Genomic DNA, 26,110 nt, shown 5'->3' with positions numbered 1-26,110 from the left:
GACGCCGCCTCTGCCCGCCACTGTGAGCCTGCATGACTGACTTCATCGGATCGGTCTGGTGGATGATTGTCAGCCTCGGGCTGCTGGTCACGTTCCACGAATTCGGGCATTACTGGGTCGGCCGCCTGTGCGGGGTCAAGATCCTGCGCTTCTCGGTCGGCTTTGGCCGCCCGCTGTGGTCACGCCGCGACAGGCACGGCACCGAATTCGCCATCGCCGCCATTCCGCTGGGCGGCTACGTGAAATTCCTCGACGAACGTGAGGTCGAAGTCCATCCGCACGAGCGCGGCCAGGCCTTCAACCACAAGACCGTCTGGCAGCGCATCGCGATTGTCGCCGCCGGCCCGATCGCCAACCTGCTGCTGTGCATCCTGCTGCTGTGGGCGATGTTCGTGATCGGCAAGCAGGATTATTCGCCGACCATCGGCCGGGTCAGCGGCATCGCCGCCACGGCCGGGCTGCTCAGCGGCGACCGCGTGCTGCGGGTGGATGACCGCCAGGTGGTCACGCTCGGCGATGCCAGCATGGCACTGACCGCGGCGGCGATGGACCGCCGCGACGTGAAGCTGGAAGTGCTCGACCCTGCCGACCAGGTGCGCGTGCGTACCCTGCCGCTGTCGCAGCTGCCGACCGGATTCGATGAACGGCGGGTGCCGATCCTGGCCGGCCTGTACTGGCAATCCTGGCTGCAGCCGGCGCTGGTCGACTCGTTGACCGCCGATTCGGCGGTCGCCGGGCAGCTGCAGCCGGGTGATCTGATCGTGGCGATCGATGGCCAGCGCATCGACAGCGTCGACCAGGTCATCGGCGAAATCCAGGCCCTGGGCCGCGCCGGTGGCCCGGGCATGATCGAGGTCCTGCGCGGCGGCGAACGCCTTGCGCTGGAAGTGACACCGCGACAGGGCAAGGATGGCAAGGGCAACCCGGTCTGGCAGATCGGCGTCGGTTTCCCCACCACCTACAGCCCCGCCTACGACACCCTGCTGCGCTATGGACCGCTCGATGCGGTGACCGTGGCCGTTCGCGAAACCGGCCGCCTGGCCGCCGACTCGCTGGGCATGATGGGTCGCATCGTCACCGGCAAAGCCTCGCTGCAGAACGTTTCCGGGCCGGTCACCATTGCCCGCGTGGCCAATGTCTCGGCCAAGCGCGGACTCGACTGGTTCCTGCAGTTCCTTGCCCTGCTGTCGCTCAGCCTGTGCATCATCAACCTGCTGCCGATCCCGATCTTGGACGGCGGGCACCTGCTGTATTACCTTATCGAGTTGGTCAAGGGCAGCCCGCTGAGCGAGCGTGCCATCGCCGCCGGCCAATACATCGGCCTGGCGTTGCTGGCCGGGCTGATGGGGTTGGCGTTCTACAACGACATCCTCGGCCTGGTCCCGCGATGAACTTTTCCACGTTGTTGCCGTCTACAGCGTCGGCATCCCGCACCAATGAAATCGACCTTCCTACCGGACGTGACATGACGCGACTCCCCAATCGCCGCCTGCTGGCCCTCGCCCTCGCCGCCGTCACCGGCGCTCCCGCCCTGGCCCAGGCAGCCGAGCCCTTCACTGTCAGCGACATCCGCGTCGATGGCCTGCAGCGCATCAGCTCGGGCACGGTGTTCACCTACCTGCCGGTGGAACGTGGCGAGACCATCACCGACAACAAGGTCGGCGAGACGATCCGCGCCCTGTACAAGACCGGCTTCTTCGAAGACGTCCAGCTGGATCGCCAGGGCAGCATCCTGGTGGTCACCGTCAAGGAACGCCCGGCAATCAACAAGCTGACCGTCACCGGCAACAAGGACATCAAGTCCGAGCAGCTGCTGAAGGGCCTGTCCGACATCGGCCTGACCGAAGGCGGCACCTTCGACCGCCTGAGCCTGGACCGCGTGACCCAGGAACTTCGCCGCCAGTACAACGACCGTGGCAAGTACACCGTCGAGATCACCCCGACCGTGAGCCCGCTGGACCGCAACCGCGTGGACATCGCGATCGCCATCAAGGAAGGCAAGGCGGCCAAGATCCGTCACGTCAACCTGGTCGGTACCGAGAAGTTCGAGAGCAAGGACATCCTGGAGACCTGGGAGTCCAGGGAGCACAACTGGGCGTCGTGGTACCGCCGTGACGACCAGTACTCCAAGGAAAAGCTGTCCGGCGACCTGGAAAAGCTCAACTCCTGGTACCTGGACCGCGGCTATGTCGACTTCAGCATCGATTCCACCCAGGTCTCGATCAGCCCCGACAAGCGCGACATGTTCCTCACCGCCGGCGTGACCGAGGGTGCGCAGTACAAGATCTCCGAGATCAAGGTCAGCGGCGACACCATCCTCCCGCAGGAGGACGTCGAGCGCATGGTGATCCAGAAGTCCGGCGACACGTTCTCGCGTGCACTGCTGGAGTTCAGCTCGGACACCATCACCAATTCGCTGTCCAACATCGGCTACGCGTTCGCCAAGGTGAACCCGATCCCGACCACCAACCGCCCCGACCAGACCGTGGCGATCAACATGCAGGTCGTGCCGGGCCCGCGCGTGTCGGTACGCCGCATCCTGTTCCGTGGCAACACCCGCACCTCCGACGAAGTGATGCGTCGCGAAATGCGCCAGTTCGAGAACAGCTGGTACTCGCAGGCCGCGATCGACCGTTCCAAGATCCGCCTGCAGCGCCTGGGCTACTTCGAGTCGGTGGACGTCGAAACCCCAGCCGTCAGCGGCAGCAACGACCAGGTCGACGTCGTCTACAACGTCAAGGAAACCACCTCCGGCAGCTTCGTGTTCGGCCTGGGCTACTCGCAGTCCTACGGCATGACCACCTCGGTGCAGCTGTCGCAGAACAACTTCCTCGGCGGCGGCAACCGCGTGTCGGTCGAAGCCTCGCGCAGCAGCTACCTGCAGCGCTATGGCTTCAGCTACACCAATCCGTACTTCACCGATGACGGCGTGTCGCTGGGCTACAACCTGTCCTGGCGCGAACTGGACTACTCCGACTTCAACACCGCGCAGTACAACAGCACCAATGGTTCGGCACAGGTGGTGTTCGGCGTGCCGATCACCGAGACCGATACCGTCTCGCTGATGTTCGGCATCGACAGCAACCAGATCACCACCTACCCGGGCTCGACCCCGCCATCGATCATCGATTACATCGATGCGGTCGGCACCCGTACCTTCCACGCGTGGCGCACGGAGCTGGGCTGGGCCCGCGACTCCCGTAACGACTACTTCATGCCGACCCGCGGCACCTACCAGCGCATCGGCCTGGAAACCACGCTGCCGGGCTCGACCATCGAGTACTACAAGCTGAACTATCAGATCAGCAAGTACTGGCCGATCATGCCGTCGCTGGTGATCAACACCCGCGCCGAAGTGGGCTACGGCGACGCCTACGGCAAGGACTACACCCGTACGGTCACCGATGCCGACGGCAAGACCCGCACCGTCACCGCCAGTGGCCTGCCGTTCTTCGAGAACTTCTATGCCGGTGGTACCAACTCGGTGCGCGGCTTCGAGGACAACACCCTCGGCCCGCGCGAGGCCACCAACGGCTATCCGGAGGGCCAGCCGCTGGGTGGTTCGCTGAAGACCGTCGGTTCGGTCGAAGCGTACTTCCCGCGCCTGTTCGACAGCCCGTCGGCGCGCGTGTCGGCCTTCGTCGACTTCGGCAACGTCTACAACGGCACCAAGAACTTCAAGGCCAACGAACTGCGCGTGTCCACCGGTGTGGCCCTGCTGTGGCGCGCCCCGGTCGGTCCGATCTCGATCAGCTACGCCTTCCCGCTGAAGAAGGAAGACGACGACAAGATCGAACGCCTGCAATTCACCTTCGGTGGCCAGTTCTGAGGAACGTCGTTCCTCAGAACTGATCCACCTGCGGTGAATTGCCCCCGCATTTCACCTATCCCCCGCGCCGTCGGCGCGCCCCCCTTAACAGAAGGGGGGTTCTCCACCAGACGGGGTGCGAAGCGCCGGGCTCTGCCCGGCGTTTTCGTTGATGCAGATGACACTGCACGGCACAGGCTTTTGGCCGAGCTCGCAGGAAACTGTCCAGAGGCGGCGGGTGGCCCTGGACAGGACCGTTGGCGCCATGGATGGCGCCATCGAGCACCATGGAGGGGCTTTTGCGTGTCCTGGCCAGGGCCACCCGCCGCCTCCCGCTCGTACCAGGCAGGCGCCAAGCCCTCGCCCCCCGCATGACCGCAATGGCGTCACACGTTAAACTCCCGCCGTGAATACTCCCACCTACACCGCCCAGCAACTCGCCGAGCAGTTCGGCCTGCAGGTCCATGGCGACCCCGCCACCGCCATCCATGGCGTGGCCACCCTCGCCCATGCCGGTCCTGGCCAGCTGACGTTCCTCTCCAATCCGCGCTACCGCGCCCAGCTGGCCGACAGCCAGGCCTCGCTGGTGGTGCTGCGTGCCGACGACGCCGAGGCCGCCCCGGGCGCCGCGCTGGTGGCCAAGGACCCGTACACGGCCTTCGCCAAGATCGCCGCGCTGTTCGACATCGCGCCGACACGGCCGCCAGGCATCCACCCCAGCGCCGTCATCGACCCCACCGCCCAGGTTGCAGCCAGCGCCCATATCGGCCCGTTCGTCTCCATCGGCGCGCGCAGCGTGGTCGGCGAGAACTGCATCATCGGCACCGGCAGCGTGATCGGCGAAGACTGCAGCCTCGACAGCGGCTGCGAGCTGATCGCGCGGGTCACCCTCGTCACCCGGGTCAGGCTCGGCAAGCGCGTGCGCGTGCATCCTGGCGCCGTGCTCGGCGCCGATGGCTTCGGCCTGGCAATGGACGCCGGCAAGTGGATCAAGGTGCCGCAGCTGGGCGGCGTGCGCATCGGCGACGATTGCGAGATCGGCGCCAATACCTGCGTCGACCGCGGTGCGCTGGAAGACACCGTGCTGGACGACGACGTGCGCCTGGACAACCTGGTGCAGATCGCGCACAACGTTCAGATCGGCGCGCACTCGGCCATCGCCGGCTGCACCGGCATCGCCGGCAGCGCCAAGATCGGCCGTTACTGCCTGCTTGGCGGCCACGTCGGCGTGGTTGGCCACCTGGAGATCTGCGACAAGGTCGTGATCACCGGCAAATCGGTGGTCCGCAACTCCATCCATGAGCCGGGCGAGTACTCGTCCGGCACCCCGTTGACCGATAACCGCACGTGGCGCAAGAACGCCGCGCGCTTCAAGCAGCTGGACGCATTGGCTCGCCGCGTCCTGGCCGCTGGCAAGGAGAAAGAATGAACGACACGCTGCAGCTTCCTATCGACGTCTGCCAGATCCAGGAACTGCTCCCGCACCGTTACCCATTCCTGCTGGTCGACCGGGTGCTTGAGCTCGACATCGAGGCCAAGCGCATCCTGGCGCAGAAGAACGTGAGCATCAACGAGCCCTTCTTCCAGGGCCACTTCCCGGGCCGCCCGATCATGCCCGGCGTGCTGATCATCGAAGCGCTGGCCCAGGCCGGTGGCGTGATGACCCAGCTCACGCTCGGCCGTGACTCGCAGTCCAAGCTCTTCTACATGGTCAAGGTGGAAAACGCCCGCTTCAACAAGCAGGTCGTCCCCGGCGACGTGCTGATGCTGGATGTGCAGATGAAGCGCCTGATCCGCAACATGGGCTGGTACTACGGCGAAGCCAAGGTCAACGGCGAAGTCGTTGCCTCGGCCGAAGTCATGTGCGCCGGCGCCAAGGGCTGATCCACTGGAGGCAGGAATGACTGACAACGCACCCCGGATCCACCCGACCGCCGTCATCGACCCGGCCGCACGCCTGGCCGACGATGTGCAGGTGGGCGCCTTCAGCCTGATCGGTGCCGATGTGGAAATCGGCGCCGGCACGGTGGTCGGCCCCCATTGCAGCATCCATGGCCCGACCCGGATCGGCCGCGACAACCGCTTCATCGGCCACGCGGCGATCGGTGGCGAGCCGCAGGACAAGAAGTTCGCCGGTGAGCGCAGCGAGTTGGTGATCGGCGACCGCAACGTGTTCCGCGAATTCGTCACCGTCAACCGCGGCACCGGCGGCGGCGGCGGCATCACCACCATCGGCGATGACAACTGGATGCTGGCCTACACGCACGTGGCGCACGACTGCCATGTCGGCAACTTCTGCGTGTTTTCCAACAACACCACCCTGGCCGGCCACGTCATCGTGGGGGATTACGTGATCATCAGCGGCTTCGCCGGTGCCCACCAGTTCTGCCGCATCGGCGCGCACGCCTTCCTCGGCATGGGCGCGCTGACCAATGGCGACGTTCCGCCGTTCACCATGGTCGGCACCGATTCGCTGGGCCGCCCGCGCGGCATCAACAGCGAGGGCCTGAAGCGCCGCGGTTTCGATGCCGAGCGCATCTCGGCCATCAAGCGTGCCTACCGCACCCTGTACGTGGCAGGCCTGCCGCTGGCCGAGGCCAAGGTGCAGCTGACCGAACAGGCGCGTGCCAGCGATGACGTGAAGGCGATGCTGGACTTCATCGAGCACGCCGAGAGGCCCTTGCTGCGATGAGCAGCACGACCGGCCAGGCGCCGGCCGGCGCCGCTGTGATTCCGCTGGCCTCGATGGCCGGCAGCGTCCCTGCGCAGCGGGTGCTCAGCGAGCGCCCGTTGCGGATCGCACTGGTGGCCGGTGAAGCGTCCGGCGATCTGCTGGGTGCGGGGCTGGTGCGTGAACTGAAAGCGCGGTTCCCGAACGCCGAATTCGCCGGCATCGGCGGCGATGCGATGCGCAGCGCTGGCTGCCAGACCTGGCATGACGCCAGCGAACTGGCGGTGATGGGGCTGACCGAAGTACTGCGCCACCTGCCACGACTGCTGAAGCTGCGCACGGCGTTCCGGCAGCGTGCACTGGAATGGCAGCCGGATGTGTTCATCGGCATCGACGCCCCCGACTTCAACCTTGGCATCGAGCGCTGGCTCAAGCAGCGTGGCGTGCGCACCGTGCACTACGTCAGCCCCTCGGTCTGGGCCTGGCGCGAGAAGCGCGCCGAAAAGATCGGCAACAGCGCCGACCTGGTGCTGTGCCTGTTCCCGATGGAACCACCGATCTACGCCAGGCACGGCATCGATGCGCGTTTTGTCGGCCATCCGATGGCCGACGACATTCCGCTGCAGGGCAACCGCGAGGAGGCACGCGCCGCGCTTGGCCTGCCGACCTCGGCCAAGGTGCTGGCGGTGCTGCCGGGCAGCCGCCTGGGTGAGATCTCGCGCCTGGGCGAACCGTTCTTCGAAGCCGCCTGGCAGGTCTCCGAACGCATTCCCGGCCTGCATGTGGTGGTGCCTGCCGCCAATCCGGCGTGCAAGCAGCTGATCGAAGAACAGCTCTCGCGCTCGGCGCTGCCGGTGGCCTATTCGCATGTACTCGACGGGCAGGCGCGCAACGCGATGATCGCCGCCGACGTCGTCGTGCTGGCCTCGGGCACCGCCACGCTGGAAGCGATGCTGGTCAAGCGCCCGATGGTGGTCGGCTACCGCGTCAACGAGCTGACCTACCGCCTGGTCAAGGCGCTGGGCCTGATCAAGGTCGACCGTTTCGCGCTGCCCAACATCCTGGCCGGCCAGGATCTGGCCCCGGAACTGATGCAGCACGACTGCACGCCGGACAAGCTGGCGGCGGCCATCCAGCAGTGGTTCGACCATCCGCAGCGCGCGGCCGACCTGCAGGGCACCTATGCCCGCCTGCATGAACGCCTGCGCCGCAACGCCTCGGCACGTGCCGCCGATGCGGTCGGCGAACTGCTGATGCGCGACCAGGCCAAGGCATGAGCCGGCGCCACGCCGCGGCGGCGAGCCTGGCCTTGTTCGATGGCACCGTGGTCGAGCCGGAGCGCCTGATCGCAGGCGTCGACGAGGCCGGGCGCGGCCCGCTGGCCGGGCCGGTGGCCGTTGCCGCGGTGGTGTTCGACCCGGCAAGGCCACGCATCAACGGCCTGGATGATTCCAAGCAGCTCGCCGCCGCGCGCCGCGAGCAGCTGCATGACCGCATCATCGAACGGGCCCTGGCCTGGCATGTGGTGCTGGTCGACGTGGACACCATCGACCGCCTGAACATCTACCAGGCCACCCTGCAGGGCATGCGCGAGGTGGTCGCCGCCGTGGCCCATGTGGCCGGCTTCGCCCGCATCGATGGCAACGTGGTTCCGAAGGGGCTGGTGCTGCCTGCGCAGGCCCTGGTCGGCGGCGATGGCATCGACCGCGCAATCATGGCCGCGTCGATCCTGGCCAAGGTCTCGCGCGATCGCTACATGCAGGACGTGCACGCTCGTCACCCGCAGTACGGCTTCGAGCAGCACAAGGGCTATGGCACCCCGGCCCACCTGGCCGCCCTGCGTGAACACGGCCCCTGCGTGGAACACCGCCGCAGCTTCGCCCCGGTGCGCGAATGCCTGGAAGCGCCGCAAGGGGCGGCCACCCTCGCGACCACCTGAACGGCTGCTGCAATCCCGCTGGGGAATAGTCCCCCCGGGTCATGGGGACGCGCCCACGGCGCGGGGGGTCGGGAAGCATGGTGGGACCGGGCCCACGGTTCGCCTGCGGACCCTGCGAAGCGATAGCGCGAATGCGATATCGCGTGCCGTCAAGAGCTTGTCGGCACCCCCTGCCCTCGCTACCCTGACCGGGCACTCCAGCGCTTCCCGACCCCGGCGACGATTTCCCCGTCGGCACCCGGGGCCCGCGCGCTCCAACCTGGTCCGGCATGTCCAACTCCCGCTTCGTACATCTCCACGTCCACACCGAGTTCTCGCTGGCGGACTCGACCATCCGTGTGCCGGCCAAGCCGGACCAGGCGGACCCGAAGAAAGCCAAGCAGGCCAATCTGCTGTCACGCTCGGTCGAGCTCGGGCTGCCCGCGCTGGCCGTGACCGACCTCAACAACCTGTTCGCCCTGGTCAAGTTCTACAAGGCCGCTGAAGGCGTGGGCATCAAGCCGATCGCCGGCGCCGACGTGCTGATCGCCGAGGAAGGCCAGGACCCGTGGCGGATGACCCTGCTGTGCCGCGACCGCGAGGGCTACCTGAGCCTGTCGCGGCTGCTGACCCGCGCCTGGATGGAAGGTCATCGCCCGGAAGGCGGCGTGGCCGTGCACCCGGACTGGCTGAAGGCCGGCAACGCCAACCTGTTCGCGCTGGCCGGGCGGCAGAGCCTGGCCGGGCGGCTGGCGCTGGACGGCAAGCATGAGCTGGCCGAACAGCAGCTGGCCGACTGGCAGCGCGTGTTCGGCGATGGCCTGCACCTGGAACTGACCCGTACCGGCCGCGAAGGCGAGGAAACCTTCAACCAGTTCGCGCTGATGGCCGCCGGCCAGCGCGGCCTGCCGGTGGTGGCCAGCAACGATGTGCGCTTCCTGTCGCCGTCGGATTTCAGCGCGCACGAAGCACGCGTGTGCATTTCCACCGGCCGCGTGCTGGACGACCCCAAGCGTCCGCGCGAGTACAGCGACCAGCAGTACCTGAAGTCGGCCGAGGAGATGTGTGCGCTGTTCGCCGACATCCCCGATGCGATCGACAACACGCTGGCGCTGGCCGAGCGCTGCAACATCGAGATGCGGCTGGGCACCTACTTCCTGCCCAACTACCCGGTGCCGGACGACGAGACCCTGGACACCTGGATCCAGAAGATGTCGCGCGATGGCCTGGAAGAGCGCCTGGAGAAGAATCCGCTGGCGCCGGGCAAGACCCGCGAGGAGTACTTCGAGCGCCTGGAGTTCGAACTCAACACCATCATCAAGATGGGCTTCCCGGGCTACTTCCTGATCGTGGCCGACTTCATCCAGTGGGGCAAGAACCAGGGCATTCCGATCGGCCCCGGCCGTGGTTCGGGTGCCGGTTCGCTGGTGGCGTGGGCGCTGAAGATCACCGACCTGGACCCGCTGCCGTACAACCTGCTGTTCGAGCGCTTCCTGAACCCGGAACGCGTGTCGATGCCCGACTTCGACATCGACTTCTGCATGGATCGCCGCGACGAGGTGATCGACTACGTCGCACGCAAGTACGGGCGCGAGCGCGTCAGCCAGATCATCACCTACGGCACCATGGCCGCCAAGGCGGTGGTGCGCGACTCCGGCCGCGTGCTTGGCTTCCCGTACGGCCTGGTCGACGGCGTTTCCAAGCTGATTCCGAACATCCTCGGCATCCACCTGAAGGATGCGCTGGGCAAGGGCAAGGAAGGCCCCAGCTCGGAAATGGCCTCGGCCGAACTGATCCAGCGCTACGAGACCGAGGACGATGTCCGCGACCTGATCGACCTGGCGCTGCAGCTGGAAGACCTGACCCGCAACGCCGGCAAGCACGCCGGTGGCGTGGTGATCGGGCCGGAGCCGCTGAGCGAGTTCTGCCCGCTGTACGCCGAACATGACGAGAACGGGCTCGGCAAGAACCCGGTCACCCAGTTCGACAAGAACGACGTGGAAGAAGTGGGCCTGGTGAAGTTCGACTTCCTCGGCCTGCGCACGCTGACCATCATCGACTGGGCGGTGAAGGCGATCAACAAGCGCCATGAGCGCGCCGGCATCCCGCCGGTGGACATCGCCGCGATCCCGCTGGACGACACGCCCACCTACAAGGACATCTTCGCCAACGGCAATACCGGCGCGGTGTTCCAGTTCGAATCCTCGGGCATGCGCCGCCTGCTGAAGGACGCGCGCCCCGACCGTTTCGAAGACCTGATTGCGCTGGTGTCGCTGTACCGCCCCGGCCCGATGGACCTGATTCCTTCCTTCAACGCGCGTAAGCACGGCCAGGAAGAAATCATCTATCCCGATCCGCGTACCGAAGCGATTCTGAAGGACACCTACGGCATCATGGTGTACCAGGAGCAGGTGATGCAGATGGCGCAGATCGTCGGCGGCTACTCGCTGGGCGGCGCCGACCTGCTGCGCCGCGCGATGGGCAAGAAGGTGCCGGCGGAAATGGCCAAGCACCGCGAGATCTTCCGCGAAGGCGCGGCCAAGGACGGCGTGGACGAGGCCAAGGCCGATGCGATCTTCGACCTGATGGAGAAGTTCGCCGGCTACGGTTTCAACAAGTCGCACGCCGCCGCCTACGCGCTGGTCAGCTACCAGACCGCATGGCTGAAGCGCCATTACCCGGCCGAGTTCATGGCGGCCACGCTGTCCTCGGACCTGGACAACACCGACAAGGTGGTGGGCTTCCTCGACGAGGTGCGCAACCTCGGCCTGACCGTGCTGCCGCCGAAGGTGAACCAGTCGGCCTTCATGTTCGAAGCGGTGACGCCGGACACCATCCAGTACGGCCTGGGCGCGATCAAGGGCGTTGGCCAGGGTGCCTGCGAAGCCGTGGTCGACGAACGCCTGAAGGGCGGCCAGTACAAGGACCTGCTCGACTTCTGCACCCGTGTCGGCTCGGCCAAGCTCAACCGGCGCACGCTGGAAGCGATGATCAACTGCGGCGCGCTGGACGAGCTCGGCCACAACCGCGCCTCGCTGATGCTGCAGCTGCCGGAGGTGATCAAGGCCACCGACCAGATGGCACGCGAGCGCGCGTCCGGCCAGAACTCGCTGTTTGGCGGCCCCGACCCGAGTGCAACCACGATCCAGCTGGACCTGCCCCAGGCCGATGAATGGCCGTTGCTGCAGCGCCTGAACGGCGAGCGCGACACGCTGGGCTTCTACCTCAGCGGCCACCCGTTTGATCCGTGGCGCGACGATGTGCGTGACCTGGTCGGCAACGACCTGGGTTCGGTGGAGAAGATCTGGAGCGCCAACAGCGGCGGTGGCGAGAAGCGCTGGCGCCCGGAAGTGCAGACGGTGCTGGCCGGCCAGGTGGTCGGCGTGCGCCGCAAGGGCGAAAGCCAGATCTTCATCCAGCTCGAGGACGGTCGCGGCCGCGTCGAGTGCAGCGCGTTCTCCGACGCGATGGCCGAGTTCGGCCACCTGATGACCAAGGACCGCATCCTGGTGGTCAAGGGCGGCCTGCGCGAGGACGAGTTCAACGGCGGCTTCGCGCTGCGCATCCGCCAGGTCTGGGATTTCGACGAAGTCTGCGCCAACTACGCCACGCGGCTGTCGCTGCGCCTGGACCTGCGCCAGCAGCGCCCGGTCTGGGAACGCATCGATGCCCTGCTCGATCGCCATCGCCCGGGGCGCACCCCGCTGCGCCTGGACCTGCTGCTGAAGGGCCCACAGGGCGGCGTGGCCGGCATGCTTGATGTCTCCGGGCAGAGCGCGGTGCGCATCGACTCCAAGCTGATGGAGGCGCTGCGCGCCGATCCGGCCGTGCGCACGCTGAAGGTGCGCTACAGCCCGCCGTGGGCCAGCTGAGGCTGTGGCCCGCGCCCCGGGCTGACTGGCGCCCCCTGCCCGGCTGCGCTACCGTCGCCTTCCAGACGAGGGCGTACGGGCGGTTTGCACGCATTCGGCTAGAATTCCCCTCTTCTTTACACGACGGCTTCCGATGAATCCGAACTACCTCGACTTCGAGCAACCCATCGCCGACCTGGAAGCCAAGATCCAGGAGCTGCGCAACGCCAGTGCCGGGCCGGCGGTCAATGTCGAGGCCGAAGTGCACGCGCTGCAGGACAAGCTGCGCATGCGCACCGCGCAGATCTTCCGCAACCTAACCTCGTGGCAGGTGCTGCAGCTGGCCCGCCACCCGTCGCGCCCGTATACCGCCGACTACATCCGCATCATCTGCGATGAGTTCCAGGAACTGGCGGGTGACCGCGCCTTCGCCGACGACAAGGCCATCATGGGCGGCCTGGCCCGCATCAACGGCCGCGCAGTGATGGTGATCGGCCACCAGAAGGGCCGTGACACCAAGGAAAAGATCAAGCGCAACTTCGGCATGCCCAAGCCGGAGGGTTACCGCAAGGCGCTGCGCCTGATGAAGATGGCCGAACGCTTCGGCCTGCCGGTGCTGACCCTGATCGACACCGCCGGCGCCTGGCCGGGCATCGACGCCGAATCGCGCGGCCAGTCCGAAGCGATCGCACGCAACCTGATCGAGATGGCTGAACTGAAGGTGCCGATCATCTGCACCGTGATCGGTGAAGGCGGCTCCGGCGGTGCGCTGGCGCTGGGCGTGGGCGACCGCACCGTGATGCTGGAGTACTCGGTGTACTCGACCATCACCCCGGAAGGCTGCGCCTCGATCCTGTGGAAGGACGCCGGCAAGGCCAAGGACGCGGCCGAGCAGCTGGGCCTGACCGCCCCGCGCCTGAAGAGCCTGGGCCTGGTCGACAAGGTCGTGCGCGAGCCGACCGGTGGCGCCCACCGCAACCCGATGCAGATGGCCAAGCGCCTGAAGGCCGTGCTGCTGAACGAACTGGACGCGCTGGAAAAGCTGCCCACCGAACAACTGCTGGAACAGCGCTACACCCGCCTGCGCAGCTACGGCACGTACGAGGCCGCGTGATCGCTACCTGACGTCGGATAAAAAAGAGCCGGGCAGATGCCCGGCTTTTTTTGTCTGTACCTCGCACAGCACCTAAGCATGGCGTGAATCTACTGGGTGCAGCTGCGGCCGTTGACGTTCGGGTCCGCCATGAGTGAGCCGAGCATCGCAGGGGAATCAGGGGCGAAGAGGCGCCGGTGTCTGAGCGCAGCGAGTTCGGCGCCGTCCCCTGATTCACCGAGAAGCGCAGGGAACCGGTGCGCAGCACCGGCTCGCGTTCGGCGGCGTGTTCTTTGGTTACTTTCTTGCACGAGCAAGAAAGTGACATGTTCGAGCACGCGGAATCTCAGAACGGCTTGGCCAGCACCAGCCACACGATCGGAATGAACGCCAGCAGCGGAATCTCGTTGATCCAGCGCAGCGCGCGCGACGACGGCAGCGACCGGCCCTTGCCCACGCCCTTCAGCAGGCGCCCGATCCAGATGAAATACGCCAGCAGCACCACGACCAGCCCCAGCTTGGCATGCAGCCAGCCGGCGCCGCCCGGCGCCACCATGGTCGGGAAATCCGGGATGACCTTGTAGCCCAGCCACAGCACCAGGCCCAGCAGGAAGGCCAGACCGAACATCGAATGGCCGAAGCGGTACAGGCGCAGGCCCATCAGCTGCAGGCGCTCGGTCACCGCCGGCTGGCCTGCGGTCTCGGCCAGGTTGACCAGGATGCGCGGCAGGTAGAACACCGTCGCCATCCACGCCACCACGAACACGATGTGGAAGGTCTTCACCCAGTAGTAGCTCTGCATGCGCTTGCTCCGGCGGCTGGCGTAGATGGGCGGTCATTCTCGCATGCCGTGGCGAAGCCGCTGCAGGCCCGCACGCCGCGACACATCGACGCATGGCGCGCCGCAACACCGTACGATAGGCGCCGTTTTCCCCGATCATGCACCGCCCCATGGACAAGACCTACGACGCCGCCTACTTCCAGCGCTGGTACCGCCGCGCCGACATCGGCGGTAGCGCCCGCCTGGCGCGCAAGGTCGCGTTGGCCGTGGCCAGTGCCGAGTACTACCTGGAGCGACCGATCCGCAGCGTGCTGGATATCGGCTGCGGCGAAGGCGCCTGGCGTGCGCCGCTGCTGAAGCTGCGTCCGAAGGTCGAATACCTCGGCTTCGACAGCAGCGAGTACGCTGTGCGCCGCTACGGCAGGACCCGCAACCTGCACCTGGCCAGCTTCGGCGATTTCGCCTGGCTGCGGCCCTGTGCCCCGGTCGACCTGCTGGTCTGCTCGGACGTGATGCACTACGTGCCCGACCGCGAGCTGCGCGCCGGCCTGGCCGGCGTGGCCGAGCTGACCGGCGGCGTGGCCTTCCTGGAGACCTTCGCCGCCGAGGACGCATTCGAGGGCGACCACGACGGTTTCCAGGCCCGCCCGGCACGCTGGTACCGCCGCGCGATGGCCCGGCACGGCCTGCAGCCGGTCGGGTCGCACTGCTGGCTCGGCCCCGCCCTGGCAGGCGATGCCGCCGCGCTGGAACGGATGTGAATCCGGATTCATTATTTTCAGCCAACTTAACCTGCGGGACACCCGGATGGGATATGCTGCGCGGCAACATATGACCATACATATTCGGTCGTCATGCTCTATCAACTGCACGAACTGACCCGCAACCTGCTCGCCCCCTGGGTGCACCAGGCCCAGGCCAACGCCAAATTCTTCGCCAACCCGGGCCACTGGTGGTCGCAGATGCCGGGTGCCGATCGCCTGGCCGCGGTCAACGAGTTGTTCCATCGCATCGGCAAGGATTACGAGAAGCCCGAGTGGGGCATCAACGAAATCGACGTCGATGGCGAGCGCGTGCCGATCGTGGTGCACGAGGAAGTGAGCAAGCCGTTCTGCAAGCTGCTGCGCTTCAAGCGCCACAGCAATGAAGCCGACCAGCTGCACACCATGCTCAACCAGCCGTTCGTGCTGGTGGTCGCGCCGCTGTCCGGCCACCACGCCACCCTGCTGCGCGATACCGTGCGCACCCTGCTGCGCGACCACCGCGTGTACGTCACCGACTGGGTGGATGCGCGCATGGTGCCGTCCAGCGAAGGTGAGTTCGGCCTGGACGACTACATCGCCTACATCCAGGAATTCATCCGCCACCTTGGCGTTGAGCGCCTGCACGTGGTGAGCGTGTGCCAGCCGACCGTGCCGGTGCTGGCCGCGGTTTCGCTGATGGCCAGCCGTGGCGAACCGACGCCGCGCACGCTTGTGATGATGGGCGGCCCGATCGATGCGCGCTGCAGCCCGACTGCAGTGAACAACCTGGCCACGCAGAACCCGCTGTCGTGGTTCGAGAACAACGTCATCCACACCGTGCCGCCCAGCTACCCCGGCGCCGGTCGCCGCGTGTATCCGGGCTTCCTGCAGCATGCCGGCTTCCTGTCGATGAATCCCAGCCGCCATTTCAGCTCGCACTGGGATTTCTACACCGACCTGGTCAAGGGCGACCTGGAAGACGCCGACGCGCACCGTCGTTTCTATGACGAGTACAACGCGGTGCTGGACATGCCGGCCAAGTACTACCTGGACACCATCCGCGTGGTGTTCCAGGACTTCCTGCTGCCGCGTGGCGAGTGGGTGGTCAATGGCGAGAAGGTCGACCCGTCGGCCATCCGCGATACCGCGCTGCTGAGCATCGAAGGCGAGCTGGACGACATCGCCGGCCTCGGCCAGACCGAAGCGGCGCAGGCACTGTGCACCGGCATCAGTGCAGACCGCCGCGAGCATTTCATCGTCGAAGGTGCCGGTCACTACGGCATCTTCAGCGGCCGCCGCTGGCGCGAAGTGGTGTACCCGAAGGTGCGCGACTTCTTCGCCGCGCATGCCGAGGCACCGGCGGCGAAGGCCACGAAGAAGAAGAGCAACGTGACCCCACTGCGCCGCAAGGCGGGGTAACTCGCCCATGGTGGGTGCCGACCTTGGTCGGTACGACTTGGTAGATGCCAACCTTGGTTGGCGCTCTACCGTCAATCCCGGCATCTGATGGAGCGTGCCAACCGAGGTTGGCACCTACCAAAGCCGAGCCCGTCAGGCATTTCGATAGCTGATGGAGCGTGCCAACCGAGGTTGGCACGCACCCAAGCGTGGATTCGCGGTTACAGCCGCACCAGCAGGTTCTTGGCGATCAGCCCGTGCAGCTTGCCGATGCCGCGCGCCAGGTGCAGGGTCAGCAGCAGCAGCAGCGCACCCACGGCGGCAACCACGATCGCTACCAGCGGCGAGGCCGCCATCGGCAGCACATTCACGCCGTCGACGTAGATGCCCGGGATGTCGCCGCTGAAGATCGCCGCCACCGGTGCCCAGATCATGCCCAGCGACAACGACAGCAGCGTCACCGCGATGGTGAAGTAGATGATGCCCAGCGGCAGCATCAGCACGAAATACAGCAGGGTCAGCCAGGTGCGGCCATCGGTGAACATGTCGCCGATACGCTGCAGCCAGGTGCGGCTGCGGTCGGTGTAGCGCGGTCGGCGCGGCATGCGTTCGCCCAGCAGTGCTTCCACCAGCCGCCCTTCCAGCAATGCCAGCCCGCGCACCGAGCCGAAGAACAGCACGGTCAGCGGAATGCCGATGATCAGGATCAGCAGGCCCAGCGACAGCGACAGGCCGGTCACCACCCAGGTGAAGAAGAAGATGCCGGTGGCCAGCGACAGCAGCATGTAGAACAGCGCGCCGTAGGTATGCGGATCGGTCACCACGCCGAAGAAGCGCGCCAGCAGCGAGCGCTGAACCGGCGCCGGCGGCGGTGCGGCCGGCTCGACGCCACTGGCCTCGGCTGCCGCACGCAGCACCGGCGAGGTATCCGCACGCGGCGTGCGCAGCGCGCGGTTCACCGTCACTTCGGTCTCGCGGTAGATCTCGGCCACTTCGTCCGGCGCGCCATAGCTGCCGGCGACGTCGGCGATCACCTCGGCCTCGCTGCGGCCGGGCTGCGCCGCCAGCTCCGAACGCAGGTATTCCTCGGCGTCGTACAGGGCGTCCTGCACCATGGCGGGATCAGCGCCTTCCAGCGCCGCGCGCAGCTGCGCCAGGTACTGCGGAATGGTGGTCGGCAGGGCACGGCCTGCCAGGCTCGGGTCGTTCATTGCGGTACCCCCTCCAACACGGAATCGACGGAATCGCGGGTGGCCTGCCAGGCCTGGCGCCATTGCGCCAGCACCTCGCGGCCACGTTCATTGATGCGGTAGTAGCGCCGCGGCGGCCCGCTGCTGGACGGCTCGACATGACTTTCCAGCAGGCCGGCCCCTTCCAGGTTGCGCAGCACCGGGTACAGCGCGCTCTGCTTGCCGCTCAGCACGCCCTCGCCCACCCGCTCCAACTCCTTGGCAATGAGGTAGCCGTACAGCGGCTGCCCGGCCCGGGCGAGCACCGCCAGCAGGGCCAGCGACACGGTTCCAGCGCTCAGCTCCTTCTGGAACTTCTTCAGGTGGACATCGTCTTCGACCATGACCGGTCCTCCACTACATTGAAGTCCACAGTAGTGCGAAGTTCGGTATAGCGAATGTGTCGTTAGTCATCGTGCCGGTTGGCGTGGCCGGGCCGCTCGCGCAGAATCGAAGCCTCGTTCATGTTCCGGGGATCCCATGCCGCACCGTCGTCGCCTTGCCCTGACCGCCCTCGCCCTGGCCTGCCTGCTGCCCACCCTGGCCAGCGCGGCCACGCCCTACCGCAGCCCGCAGCAGATCCTCGACGCGTCGGCGGCCAGCGACTGGCGCACGCCGGACCCGGCCAACCTGCTCTACATGGACCTGCCGGCTGGCCGGGTGATCATCGAACTGGCGCCGCAGTTCGCCCCGCGCCATGTCGCCAACATCCAGACTTTCGCCCACGAGCACTTCTGGGACGGCACCAGCATCTACCGCTCGCAGGACAATTTCGTGGTGCAGTTCGGCGATGCCGATGCCGATGACGCGGCCAAGGCCAAGCCGTTCGGCAGCGCCGCACGCAAGCTGCCGGCCGAATTCGAACGCGCCAGCGCCGGCCTGAAGGTGAGTGTGTTGCCGGACCGCGATGGCTGGGCGGCGCAGACCGGCTTCGTTGACGGCTTCCCGGTCGGCCAGGATCCACAGGCCGGCAAGGCCTGGCTGGCGCACTGCTACGGCATGCTCGGCGCCGGCCGCAGCAACGAGGAAGACAGCAGCATCGGCGCCGAACTGTACGTGGTGACCGGGCAGTCGCCGCGCCAGCTGGACCGCAACATCACCCTGGTCGGCCGCGTGCTGAAGGGCATGGAGCTGCTCAGCGCGACCCCGCGCGGACCGGCACCGATGGGTTTCTACACCGACCCGAAGCTGCGTACGCCGATCGTGTCGATCCGCCGTGCCAGTGACGTGCCGGTGGCCGAGCGCACGCCGATACAGGTGCTGCGTACCGATTCGAAGACCTTCGCCGAAACGGTGGAGGCGCGACGCAATCGCGTGGATGATTTCTACAAGCGCCCGGCGGGGCATATCGATCTTTGCAATATTCCGGTGCCGGTGCGGTGATGGTTTCCGCACGTGGCGCGTGCTGAAGGCGCTTCACCTTTCATGAGCGTTACTTTTCTTTTCGCGCGAAAAGAAAAGTAACCAAAAGAAACGCGCCGCCACACCGCGAGCCGCCGTGCTTCGCACGTCGGTACCCTGCGCTTCTCGGTGAATCAGGGGACGGTGCCGAACTCGCTGCGCTCAGACATCGGCACCTCTTCGCCCCTGATTCCCCTGCGATGCTCGGCTCGCTCAAGGCGGATCCAAGATCAAAGGCCGCAGCTGCACCCAGTAGACCCACGCCATGCGTGGATGCCTTTGCCGTTGATCTTGACCTTCCAGTCCGCCTTGAGCGATCCGAGCACCGCAGGTCCGGCGAGGGCGAAGAGGCGCGGGTGTCCTGTAGAGCCGACTGCTAGTCGGCTGACTTCTGCGCGCCGTCCCTCGACGGACCGAGGAGCACAGGGTACCGGTGCGCAGCACCGGCTCGCGACCTGGCGGCGTGTTTCTTTGGTTACTTTCTTGATGGCGCACATCCATGTGCGCCACCCTACGGGCCGGCTGCGCCGTTCCACGCTGCTCCTGCAGCGCGGTGCACGAGCAAAGAAAGTGACACCTCCCCGCAGGCGCGGAAAAGAGCTGCCGGGCAGCGCCCGGCACTACCAGTGCGTCGACGCCCTCAGCCCTTCTGGCTCACCGCCACGCTCCCCAGAATCAACGCACCGGCAATCAACATCTGCACCGTCACCGCCTCCCCCAGGAACAACCACGCGAACGCCGCGCCGAACAGCGGAATCAGGTAGGTCACCGTCGATGCGCGCGACGGGCCGATGCGACCGATCAGGCGGTAGAACATCAGGAACGCCAGGCCGGTGCAGGCCACGCCCAGGGCAATCGCCGCACCCCACGCCTTGAGCGGAATCGCCGCCTGCGGCCAGTGGCTCACCGCCATTGGCAGCATCCACAGCGAAGCGCACGACAACGTCGCCGCAGCAGCGGCCGCCGACGGCAGGCCGGTCATGTGCCGCTTCACCAGGTTTACGCCCAACCCGTACAGCAGCGACGCCGCAGCGCCGGCGATCACCGCGGTGCCGATGCTCAGGCCCGACACCTTGGCCGTGGCCAGCACCACCACGCCGGCAAATCCGACCAGCAGCGCGCCAGCACGGCGCATGCCGATCTTCTCGCCGAAGAACAGGAAGGCGATCAGCGCGGCGAACAGCACCGTCATGGCATTGCAGATCGCACCGATCGCAGCCGGTGCCTGTTCGGCGGCATAGGCGAACAGCACGAACGGCAGCGCCGAGTTGATCAGGCCGATCGGGGCCAGCCACAGCCAGCGCCGCGGCGGAAACTGCGCGCGGGCACGCCACAGGAACGGCAGCAACACCAGCGCGCCCAACACCAGCCGCACCTCGACCAGGGCGAACGGGCCGAACGACGGCACCGCCACCCGCATGAACAGGAACGAGCAACCCCAGATGGCGCCCAGCAGGGTCAATTCCAGCGGCGTGCGCCAGTCGCGCTCAGCCGCCTGTGGCACCGCGTTCATGCCCTGCCTCCGTCCATCGTCGGTTCCTCGCCAAGGCACACAGGATCGGGCGAAGACGCCCGCCGCACAAGCGCGTAGTATCGCTGCCAGCCACAAATATGGTTTGAGGCTGGACATGCAGCTACGCCCCTCCCTGCTCCCGGCGCTGGCCGTATTCGCGGTCGCCGCGCGCCACCAGAACTTCGCCCAGGCCGCGCAGGAACTACACCTGACCGCCAGCGCGGTCAGCCATCATGTGCGCCGCCTGGAGGAAGTGCTGGAGACGCGCCTGTTCCTGCGCCATGCGCGCGGAGTCCGGCTGACCGCCGAGGGCCGCCAGCTGGCCGACGCCGCCAGCGCCGCCTTCACCGATGTTGCCGCCGTCGCCCACCACCTGCATCCCGCTGCGGACAGCGTGCCGCTGCGGATCGCCACGCTGCGCTCGTTGTCGTACTGCTGGCTGCTGCCCCGGCTGCCGCGCTTCACCCAGGCCCACCCGCACATCCGCATCGAACTGCATACCGGCAGCGGGCTGGATCGCTACGATGACAACGGCCCGGAAGTCGGCATCCGTTATGGGCTGGGCCAGTGGCCCGGCCTGCGCGCGCAGCACCTGATGGACGACTACCTGTTCCCGGTGGCATCACCGGCGCTGGCCGGCGTTGAATCCCTGGCCGATCCGGCACGCATCGCCGGCCTGCCGCTGCTGACCGATCTGTCGCCGCAGGGTTGGCGCGACTGGTTCCGCCATGCCGGCGTGCGCCCGCCCTCGCCGCTGCCGCCGATGCATACCTTCGCCGACAGCACCGATGCGATGCGCGCCGCGGTGTACGGCATGGGCGCGGTGCTGGCGCGCACCCACATCGCCCAGCCCTACCTGCAGCGCTACGAGGTGGTGCGCCTGCCCGGACCGGCGCTGAAGGCGCGCTACGCGTATCACGTGGTGCACGCGGAAGGGCAACCGCCAAGCCAGGCCGCGCGCCTGTTCATCGACTGGTTGCTGGAGCAGGCGCAGGACGAACGCACGCCGATTCCCGCCTTGCCAGACAGCCTGCTGGGACGCCCACCCACGCACGCCTGACTGCGCCCTCACCCGCTCTTTGCTTCGCGCTGGCTAGGCTGCTGTCGAACCCCACAACGTACCCATGCCATGGCCATGCTGCGACTGCGCATCACCGGAACCGAAGACGACGCCCGCGCCATCAGCGACCTGCTGCTCGGCCTGGAGGGCATCGAACACGTCGAGGAAACCGACGACCTGATGCCCCACATGGACGACGACGATTCGAGTTCGGCCGGGCTGTCCGATGACATCGGCCCGGGCATCCACGAACTGGAAGTGGAAGTCGGCAATGAAAGCACCGCGCAGAAGGTGCGCGATGCGGTGCAGGAACTGGCACTCGAGCTGGACGTGTTCGTCGAATACGAAACCGACGAAGGCTGACCCGGGCAGTGCCGGCCAAGGGCCGGCACACCACGGACGGATCAGGGAGTGGGCGGCAGCTTGCGGCGACGACGACGGCGCAACCACGCGCGCACGCCCCAGGCGGCGATCAGTGCCAGCACGCCCACCGGCAGCAACGCGGCGGCGGCACGGATCAGGAACGCAACGCTGGTGTTGAGGATGCTGCCCGATTCACGCAGTGCGTCACCGATCTCGCTGCGGCTGCGCTGGCCGGAGGTGGTGTCGAAATGAATCGTCACCAGCTGGGTATCGATGCGCCGGCGCTGCTGTGCGGCTTCCTTGTTGGCCTGCTCGACGCCGGCCTCGATCTCCGACAGGCGCGTGGTGATCGCCATCAGGTCCTCGACCTTCAGATCCTTGCGGTCCTGGTAGGACAGCAGCCGCGCATGCTCCTTCTCCAGCCGCGCCCTGGTCAGTGCGGTGTCGGCCACCTGCTGCGCGAGGTCCTCGGCGCGCGTACTGCGCGCCTGCAGCGTGCCACCCTCGCCGGCCATGGCGATCAACGGCTCGGTCCCCTTGGGCGCGATACGCACCTTGACCTCACCACTGGGCTGCTCGCCACTGCGCTGGTCGACCTGCAGCACCGCGCAGTCGCCGAACGTCGCGCTCTGGCAGGCCTGTGCGATCTGCCGGATGCGCGGCGCGATCTGCGCCGCGTCCAGCTGTACCTGCACGTCATGCTCGTAGGCAAGGAACGCGCCTTCCGGCGAAGCAATGGCGGCGTCGGCCGCACTGGCGCCTGCTTCCGCCGCCCGCTGGCCACTCTGGGCGCAGGCAGCCAGCGCCAGCAGCAGCACCGGCATCGCCGCGGCCCGCGTCCACGCACGCAGCGGCCTCAAAGCGCAGCTCCGTCGTAGGACATCACCGCCAGCGTGGCCAGGTCCACCTGCGGCACGCAGCGCACGTTCACCGCCACCATCGGCGCGCCGGTACGCGGATCCACCGCTTCGCTGTAGGGCGCGATGCCGCATTCGCGGCAATGGTGGTGGTCGATGTGCGCCTTGTTGAAGTGGTAGGTGGCCACGTCGGCCGGGGCGGTGGTCAGCTGGAACGCCTCGCGCGGAGCGAACCACAGCAGGCCGCCGCGGCGTCGGCACATCGAGCAGTTGCAGTCGATGACATCGCTGATCGGCGTTTCGGCCTGTACGGTGAATGCGATCCTGCCGCAATGGCAGCTTCCCTGGTATTCCATGCCCTGCGCTCCGCTGGAGAGTCCTTGTCGGCGCCCATGGTAATCCTATGGCAGGGGGACAAAGCAGCCTCAGCGGCCTATGCTCGCGGTTTGACCCTGTACAGGAACGCCGATGCGCCCGCATCTCCTTGCCCTCGCCCTGGTCGCCGCCCTGGCCGGTTGCCAGCCGGCCGACGCCCCGACCACCGGTTCCACCCCGGCCGCCAGCCAGCAGGCCGGTGACGCCGCCGTCGATGCCGCCTTCGCCGATCTGTCCAAGCGCGCCCTGGACACATGGATGCAGCTGTCGCCGGTCAGCGCCACCCAGATCGGCGACCACCGCTACGACAGCGAGCTGGACGACCTGAGCGCCGCCGGCCAGCAGAAGACCGTGGCCGCCTACAAGGCGCTGCTGGGCGAGCTGGACAAGATCGAGGTGGCCAAGCTGGGCCGCGAGAACCAGGTGGACGCGGCGATCCTGCGCAACCAGCTGCAGTCGGAAATCTGGAACGCCGAAGTACTGCAGTCCGGCAAGTGGGACCCGCAGCTGTACAACGGCATTGCCGGCAGCGCGATCTATGGCCTGATGGCTCGCGAATTCGCGCCACTGCCGGAACGCCTGAAGTCGGCTACCGCACGCATGGAAAAGCTGCCGGCGATCTTCGCCCAGGCCCGCGAGAACCTGGACCCGGCCCGCGTGCCGAAGATCCATGCCGAGACGGTGGCCAAGCAGAACAAGGGCATCCTCAGCATCGTCGATACCTTCATCACCCCGCACATCGGTGAACTGCCGCAGGCCGACCAGCAGCGCCTGCAGGCCGCCATCGACGGCCTGAAGAAGGCGGTGGACGAGCAGCAGACCTGGCTGGACAAGACCCTGGTGCCGAACGCCAAGGGCGACTTCCGCATCGGTGCGGAAAAGTACGACCAGAAGCTGAAGTTCGCGCTGAGTTCGTCGCTGTCGCGCCAGGAGATCGGTGAGCGTGCGCGCGCCGAACTCAAGCGCGTGCGCGAAGACATGTATGGCATCGCGCAGACCGTGCTGAAAGACAAGCCGGGCGCGCCGGAGATGCCGGCCCAGCCGACCGACGAGCAGCAGCAGAAGGCGATCGAAGCCGCGCTGGAGCTGGCCTACGCCGACAAGCCGGCACGCGACAAGGTGGTCGACGATGCCAAGGCCGCGCTGGAGCAGTCCACCGCGTTCGTGCGCGAGCACGACCTGGTGACCCTGCCCGACGCGCCGGTGGACATCATCCTGATGCCGGAATTCCAGCGTGGCGTAGCCGTTGCCTACTGCGATTCGCCGGGCCCGCTGGACAAGAACCTGAAGACCTTCTACGCCGTGTCGCCGATTCCGGACGACTGGAACGACAAGCAGGTCGACTCGTTCCTGCGTGAGTACAACTCGCGCATGATCCACCTGCTGAGCATCCACGAAGGCACCCCGGGCCACTACCTGGAGGGCTGGCACTCGGCCAAGTTCCCCTCCACCCTGCGTGCGGTGCTGCGTTCGGGCCTGTTCGCCGAAGGCTGGGCGGTCTACACCGAGCGCATGATGCAGGAGCAGGGTTACCTCAACAACGACCCGCTGTTCCACCTGGTGCAGCTGAAGTTCTACCTGCGCACGATCTCCAACGCGATCCTCGACCAGGGCGTGCACGTGGACAACTGGGATCGCGAAAAGGCGATGCACCTGATGACCCACGACGCGTTCCAGCAGGAAAGCGAGGCGGCCGGCAAGTGGGTGCGTGCACAGCTGACCTCGGCGCAGCTGCCGACCTACTTCGTCGGTGCGCAGGAACACTTCGATACGCGCAAGGCGGTGCAGGAAAAGCTGGGCGACAAGTTCAGCCTGAAGGCGTACCACGACCAGGTGCTGTCCTACGGCGCACCGCCGGTGCGCTTCGCCCGCCAGCTGATGCTGGACCAGCCGATCGAGTGATCGCGCCGGTGTGAAGTGAACAAGCGCGGCCCGGGGAGACCCGGGCCGTTCTGTTTGTGCAGGATCGCCACGCCATGCCCGCATCACATGAGGGCAACATGGCCAGGCGCATCGTTCGCCGGGTTCCCCATCCCATTGGTTTCCATGTCGCTCCCGTTGCTTCGTCTCGGCCTGCTCTCTGCTGCCCTGACGGCCGGCGTCGTCCACGCCGCCTGCCCTTCCCCACCGATCGGACACCCCGACATCCGCGCCCTGGGCTACTACACCGACAAGGCCGGTTCGGTGATCGACCCGGCACTGCACCAGCAGAATCACGATGCCACCGCGCCGTTGGACCGTTATGCCGCGGACGTGGCGCGCATGAGCGACGACTATCTGCGCGACGGTAGCCCTGCCGCCGCGCAGTGCACGCTCGCCTGGCTGGGCGCATGGGCGAAGGACGGCGCGATGCTCGGGCAGATGATCCGGGTCAACAACGATCAGTCGTTCTACATGCGGCAGTGGATGCTCGATGCGGTGGCCATGGCCTACCTGAAGGTGCATGACCAGGCCGACCCGCAGCAGCGCGCGCGCATCGATCCGTGGCTGCAACAGCTGGCGCGTGCCAACCTGGCGTACTGGGACAATCCGAAACGGCGCCGCAACAACCACTACTACTGGGGCGGCCTGGGCGTGCTGGCCACCGGTCTGGCCACCGATGACGAGGCCCTGTGGCGGGCCGGCCACGCTGCCTTCCAGAAGGGCATCGATGACATCCAGGACGATGGCAGCCTGCCGCTGGAAATGGCGCGCGGGCAACGCGCCCTGCACTACCACGACTACGCGCTGGCGCCACTGGTGATGATGGCCGAACTGGCGCGGCTGCGCGGCCAGGACTGGTACGCCAGCCGGGATCACGCCATCGACCGCCTTGCCCGCCGCGTCATCGAAGGCAGCAAGGACCCTGCATGGTTCAACGAACAGACCGGCGTTGCACAGCTGCCGCTGCAGGCCAGCGGCTGGGTCGAGTTCTATCGTCTGCGATCACCGGATGGCGGCCTGTTCGATGCGGCGCATGCACGCGGGCCGTTCCACTCGCCGCGGCTGGGGGGCGATCTTACCCTGATGGCCACGCACGGCATCGTGCGCGCGCCGCTGCGTTAGCGGC

At 67.0% G+C, this 26,110-nt stretch carries 22 protein-coding genes; 16 read left to right on the top strand and 6 right to left on the bottom strand.

The genetic code is table 11. The features are described 5' to 3' along the window. Positions 1 to 32: 32 nt before the first annotated feature. From rseP to VN11_RS06800, 9 genes are all read left to right on the top strand, one after another. Positions 33 to 1,391: an RIP metalloprotease RseP gene (gene rseP / locus VN11_RS06840; RefSeq protein WP_053449211.1), complete on the top strand. Its 1,359-nt coding sequence runs from the start codon at positions 33 to 35 to the stop codon at positions 1,389 to 1,391. A 74-nt stretch (positions 1,392 to 1,465) separates the two neighbouring features. Next, positions 1,466 to 3,829, top strand: coding sequence for an outer membrane protein assembly factor BamA (gene bamA, locus VN11_RS06835; protein ID WP_053449210.1), 2,364 nt, complete (start codon positions 1,466 to 1,468; stop codon positions 3,827 to 3,829). Between the two features lie 385 nt (positions 3,830 to 4,214). Further along, the gene (gene lpxD / locus VN11_RS06830; RefSeq protein ID WP_053449209.1) at positions 4,215 to 5,237 is read left to right on the top strand and encodes a UDP-3-O-(3-hydroxymyristoyl)glucosamine N-acyltransferase; all 1,023 of its coding nucleotides are present in this window, start codon (positions 4,215 to 4,217) and stop codon (positions 5,235 to 5,237) included. Then, a complete protein-coding gene (gene fabZ / locus VN11_RS06825; protein WP_008265823.1) occupies positions 5,234 to 5,692 on the top strand; it encodes a 3-hydroxyacyl-ACP dehydratase FabZ in 459 nt (152 codons plus the stop codon). Before lpxD ends, fabZ begins: the two co-directional genes overlap by 4 nt. A gap of 16 nt (positions 5,693 to 5,708) precedes the next feature. Further along, on the top strand, positions 5,709 to 6,500 hold the full coding sequence (lpxA, locus tag VN11_RS06820) for an acyl-ACP--UDP-N-acetylglucosamine O-acyltransferase (protein WP_053449208.1): 792 nt from the start codon (positions 5,709 to 5,711) through the stop codon (positions 6,498 to 6,500). Between the two features lie 53 nt (positions 6,501 to 6,553). Beyond that, on the top strand, positions 6,554 to 7,756 hold the full coding sequence (gene lpxB, locus VN11_RS06815) for a lipid-A-disaccharide synthase (RefSeq protein WP_053451271.1): 1,203 nt from the start codon (positions 6,554 to 6,556) through the stop codon (positions 7,754 to 7,756). Next, on the top strand, positions 7,753 to 8,418 hold the full coding sequence (locus VN11_RS06810; RefSeq protein WP_053449207.1) for a ribonuclease HII: 666 nt from the start codon (positions 7,753 to 7,755) through the stop codon (positions 8,416 to 8,418). Before lpxB ends, VN11_RS06810 begins: the two co-directional genes overlap by 4 nt. A gap of 269 nt (positions 8,419 to 8,687) precedes the next feature. Beyond that, positions 8,688 to 12,269 carry a DNA polymerase III subunit alpha gene (gene dnaE, locus VN11_RS06805; RefSeq protein WP_053449206.1) on the top strand — a complete coding sequence of 1,194 codons (3,582 nt, stop codon included), beginning with the start codon at positions 8,688 to 8,690 and terminating at the stop codon, positions 12,267 to 12,269. Positions 12,270 to 12,402: 133 nt separating this feature from the next. Next, positions 12,403 to 13,362: an acetyl-CoA carboxylase carboxyltransferase subunit alpha gene (locus tag VN11_RS06800; RefSeq protein ID WP_053449205.1), complete on the top strand. Its 960-nt coding sequence runs from the start codon at positions 12,403 to 12,405 to the stop codon at positions 13,360 to 13,362. 325 nt (positions 13,363 to 13,687) lie between these two features. Here the strand turns inward: VN11_RS06800 and VN11_RS06795 are convergent, their stop codons facing one another. Beyond that, positions 13,688 to 14,143 (bottom strand): CopD family protein, encoded by a 456-nt coding sequence (locus VN11_RS06795; protein ID WP_053449204.1) that lies wholly within the window; start codon positions 14,141 to 14,143, stop codon positions 13,688 to 13,690. 149 nt (positions 14,144 to 14,292) lie between these two features. On the opposite strand from VN11_RS06795, the gene VN11_RS06790 reads away from it, so the two are divergent. Both VN11_RS06790 and VN11_RS06785 read left to right on the top strand, forming a co-directional pair. After that, positions 14,293 to 14,883, top strand: a complete 591-nt coding sequence (locus VN11_RS06790; RefSeq protein ID WP_053449203.1) for a class I SAM-dependent DNA methyltransferase — start codon at positions 14,293 to 14,295, stop codon at positions 14,881 to 14,883. A 93-nt stretch (positions 14,884 to 14,976) separates the two neighbouring features. Continuing rightward, positions 14,977 to 16,284, top strand: coding sequence for a polyhydroxyalkanoate depolymerase (locus VN11_RS06785; RefSeq protein ID WP_049458151.1), 1,308 nt, complete (start codon positions 14,977 to 14,979; stop codon positions 16,282 to 16,284). Positions 16,285 to 16,484: 200 nt separating this feature from the next. On the opposite strand, the gene VN11_RS06780 is transcribed toward VN11_RS06785, so the two are convergent. Both VN11_RS06780 and VN11_RS06775 read right to left on the bottom strand, forming a co-directional pair. Beyond that, complete coding sequence (locus tag VN11_RS06780; protein WP_053449202.1) at positions 16,485 to 17,474, bottom strand: sensor domain-containing protein; 990 nt, start codon at positions 17,472 to 17,474, stop codon at positions 16,485 to 16,487. Further along, on the bottom strand, positions 17,471 to 17,836 hold the full coding sequence (locus VN11_RS06775) for a PadR family transcriptional regulator (protein ID WP_049458153.1): 366 nt from the start codon (positions 17,834 to 17,836) through the stop codon (positions 17,471 to 17,473). Before VN11_RS06775 ends, VN11_RS06780 begins: the two co-directional genes overlap by 4 nt. A 136-nt stretch (positions 17,837 to 17,972) precedes the next feature. Between VN11_RS06775 and VN11_RS06770 the strand changes: the two genes are divergently transcribed. Further along, on the top strand, positions 17,973 to 18,875 hold the full coding sequence (locus VN11_RS06770; RefSeq protein ID WP_053449201.1) for a peptidylprolyl isomerase: 903 nt from the start codon (positions 17,973 to 17,975) through the stop codon (positions 18,873 to 18,875). Between the two features lie 658 nt (positions 18,876 to 19,533). Here VN11_RS06770 and VN11_RS06765 read toward each other — a convergent pair. Beyond that, on the bottom strand, positions 19,534 to 20,406 hold the full coding sequence (locus VN11_RS06765; RefSeq protein WP_049456459.1) for a DMT family transporter: 873 nt from the start codon (positions 20,404 to 20,406) through the stop codon (positions 19,534 to 19,536). Between the two features lie 115 nt (positions 20,407 to 20,521). On the opposite strand from VN11_RS06765, the gene VN11_RS06760 reads away from it, so the two are divergent. Then, positions 20,522 to 21,466: a LysR substrate-binding domain-containing protein gene (locus VN11_RS06760; RefSeq protein WP_053449200.1), complete on the top strand. Its 945-nt coding sequence runs from the start codon at positions 20,522 to 20,524 to the stop codon at positions 21,464 to 21,466. A 69-nt stretch (positions 21,467 to 21,535) separates the two neighbouring features. Then, the gene (locus tag VN11_RS06755) at positions 21,536 to 21,829 is read left to right on the top strand and encodes a hypothetical protein (RefSeq protein ID WP_005408721.1); all 294 of its coding nucleotides are present in this window, start codon (positions 21,536 to 21,538) and stop codon (positions 21,827 to 21,829) included. Positions 21,830 to 21,870: 41 nt separating this feature from the next. On the opposite strand, the gene VN11_RS06750 is transcribed toward VN11_RS06755, so the two are convergent. Continuing rightward, on the bottom strand, positions 21,871 to 22,653 hold the full coding sequence (locus VN11_RS06750) for a DUF4349 domain-containing protein (protein ID WP_053449199.1): 783 nt from the start codon (positions 22,651 to 22,653) through the stop codon (positions 21,871 to 21,873). 32 nt (positions 22,654 to 22,685) lie between these two features. After that, entirely contained in the window at positions 22,686 to 23,042 is a 357-nt protein-coding gene (locus tag VN11_RS06745; protein ID WP_053449198.1) for a GFA family protein, read from the bottom strand. A 112-nt stretch (positions 23,043 to 23,154) separates the two neighbouring features. Here VN11_RS06745 and VN11_RS06740 point away from each other — a divergent pair, with 112 nt between their 5' ends. Together VN11_RS06740 and VN11_RS06735 are read left to right on the top strand one after the other, a co-directional pair. Continuing rightward, positions 23,155 to 24,963: a DUF885 domain-containing protein gene (locus VN11_RS06740; protein ID WP_053449197.1), complete on the top strand. Its 1,809-nt coding sequence runs from the start codon at positions 23,155 to 23,157 to the stop codon at positions 24,961 to 24,963. 144 nt (positions 24,964 to 25,107) lie between these two features. Then, complete coding sequence (locus VN11_RS06735; RefSeq protein ID WP_053449196.1) at positions 25,108 to 26,106, top strand: polysaccharide lyase; 999 nt, start codon at positions 25,108 to 25,110, stop codon at positions 26,104 to 26,106. Positions 26,107 to 26,110: the final 4 nt, after the last annotated feature.

This window comes from Stenotrophomonas maltophilia (assembly GCF_001274595.1).
Lineage (GTDB): Bacteria > Pseudomonadota > Gammaproteobacteria > Xanthomonadales > Xanthomonadaceae > Stenotrophomonas > Stenotrophomonas forensis.
Note: the sequence above shows the minus strand (reverse complement) of the source record. Positions and strands in the feature narration are given on the sequence as shown.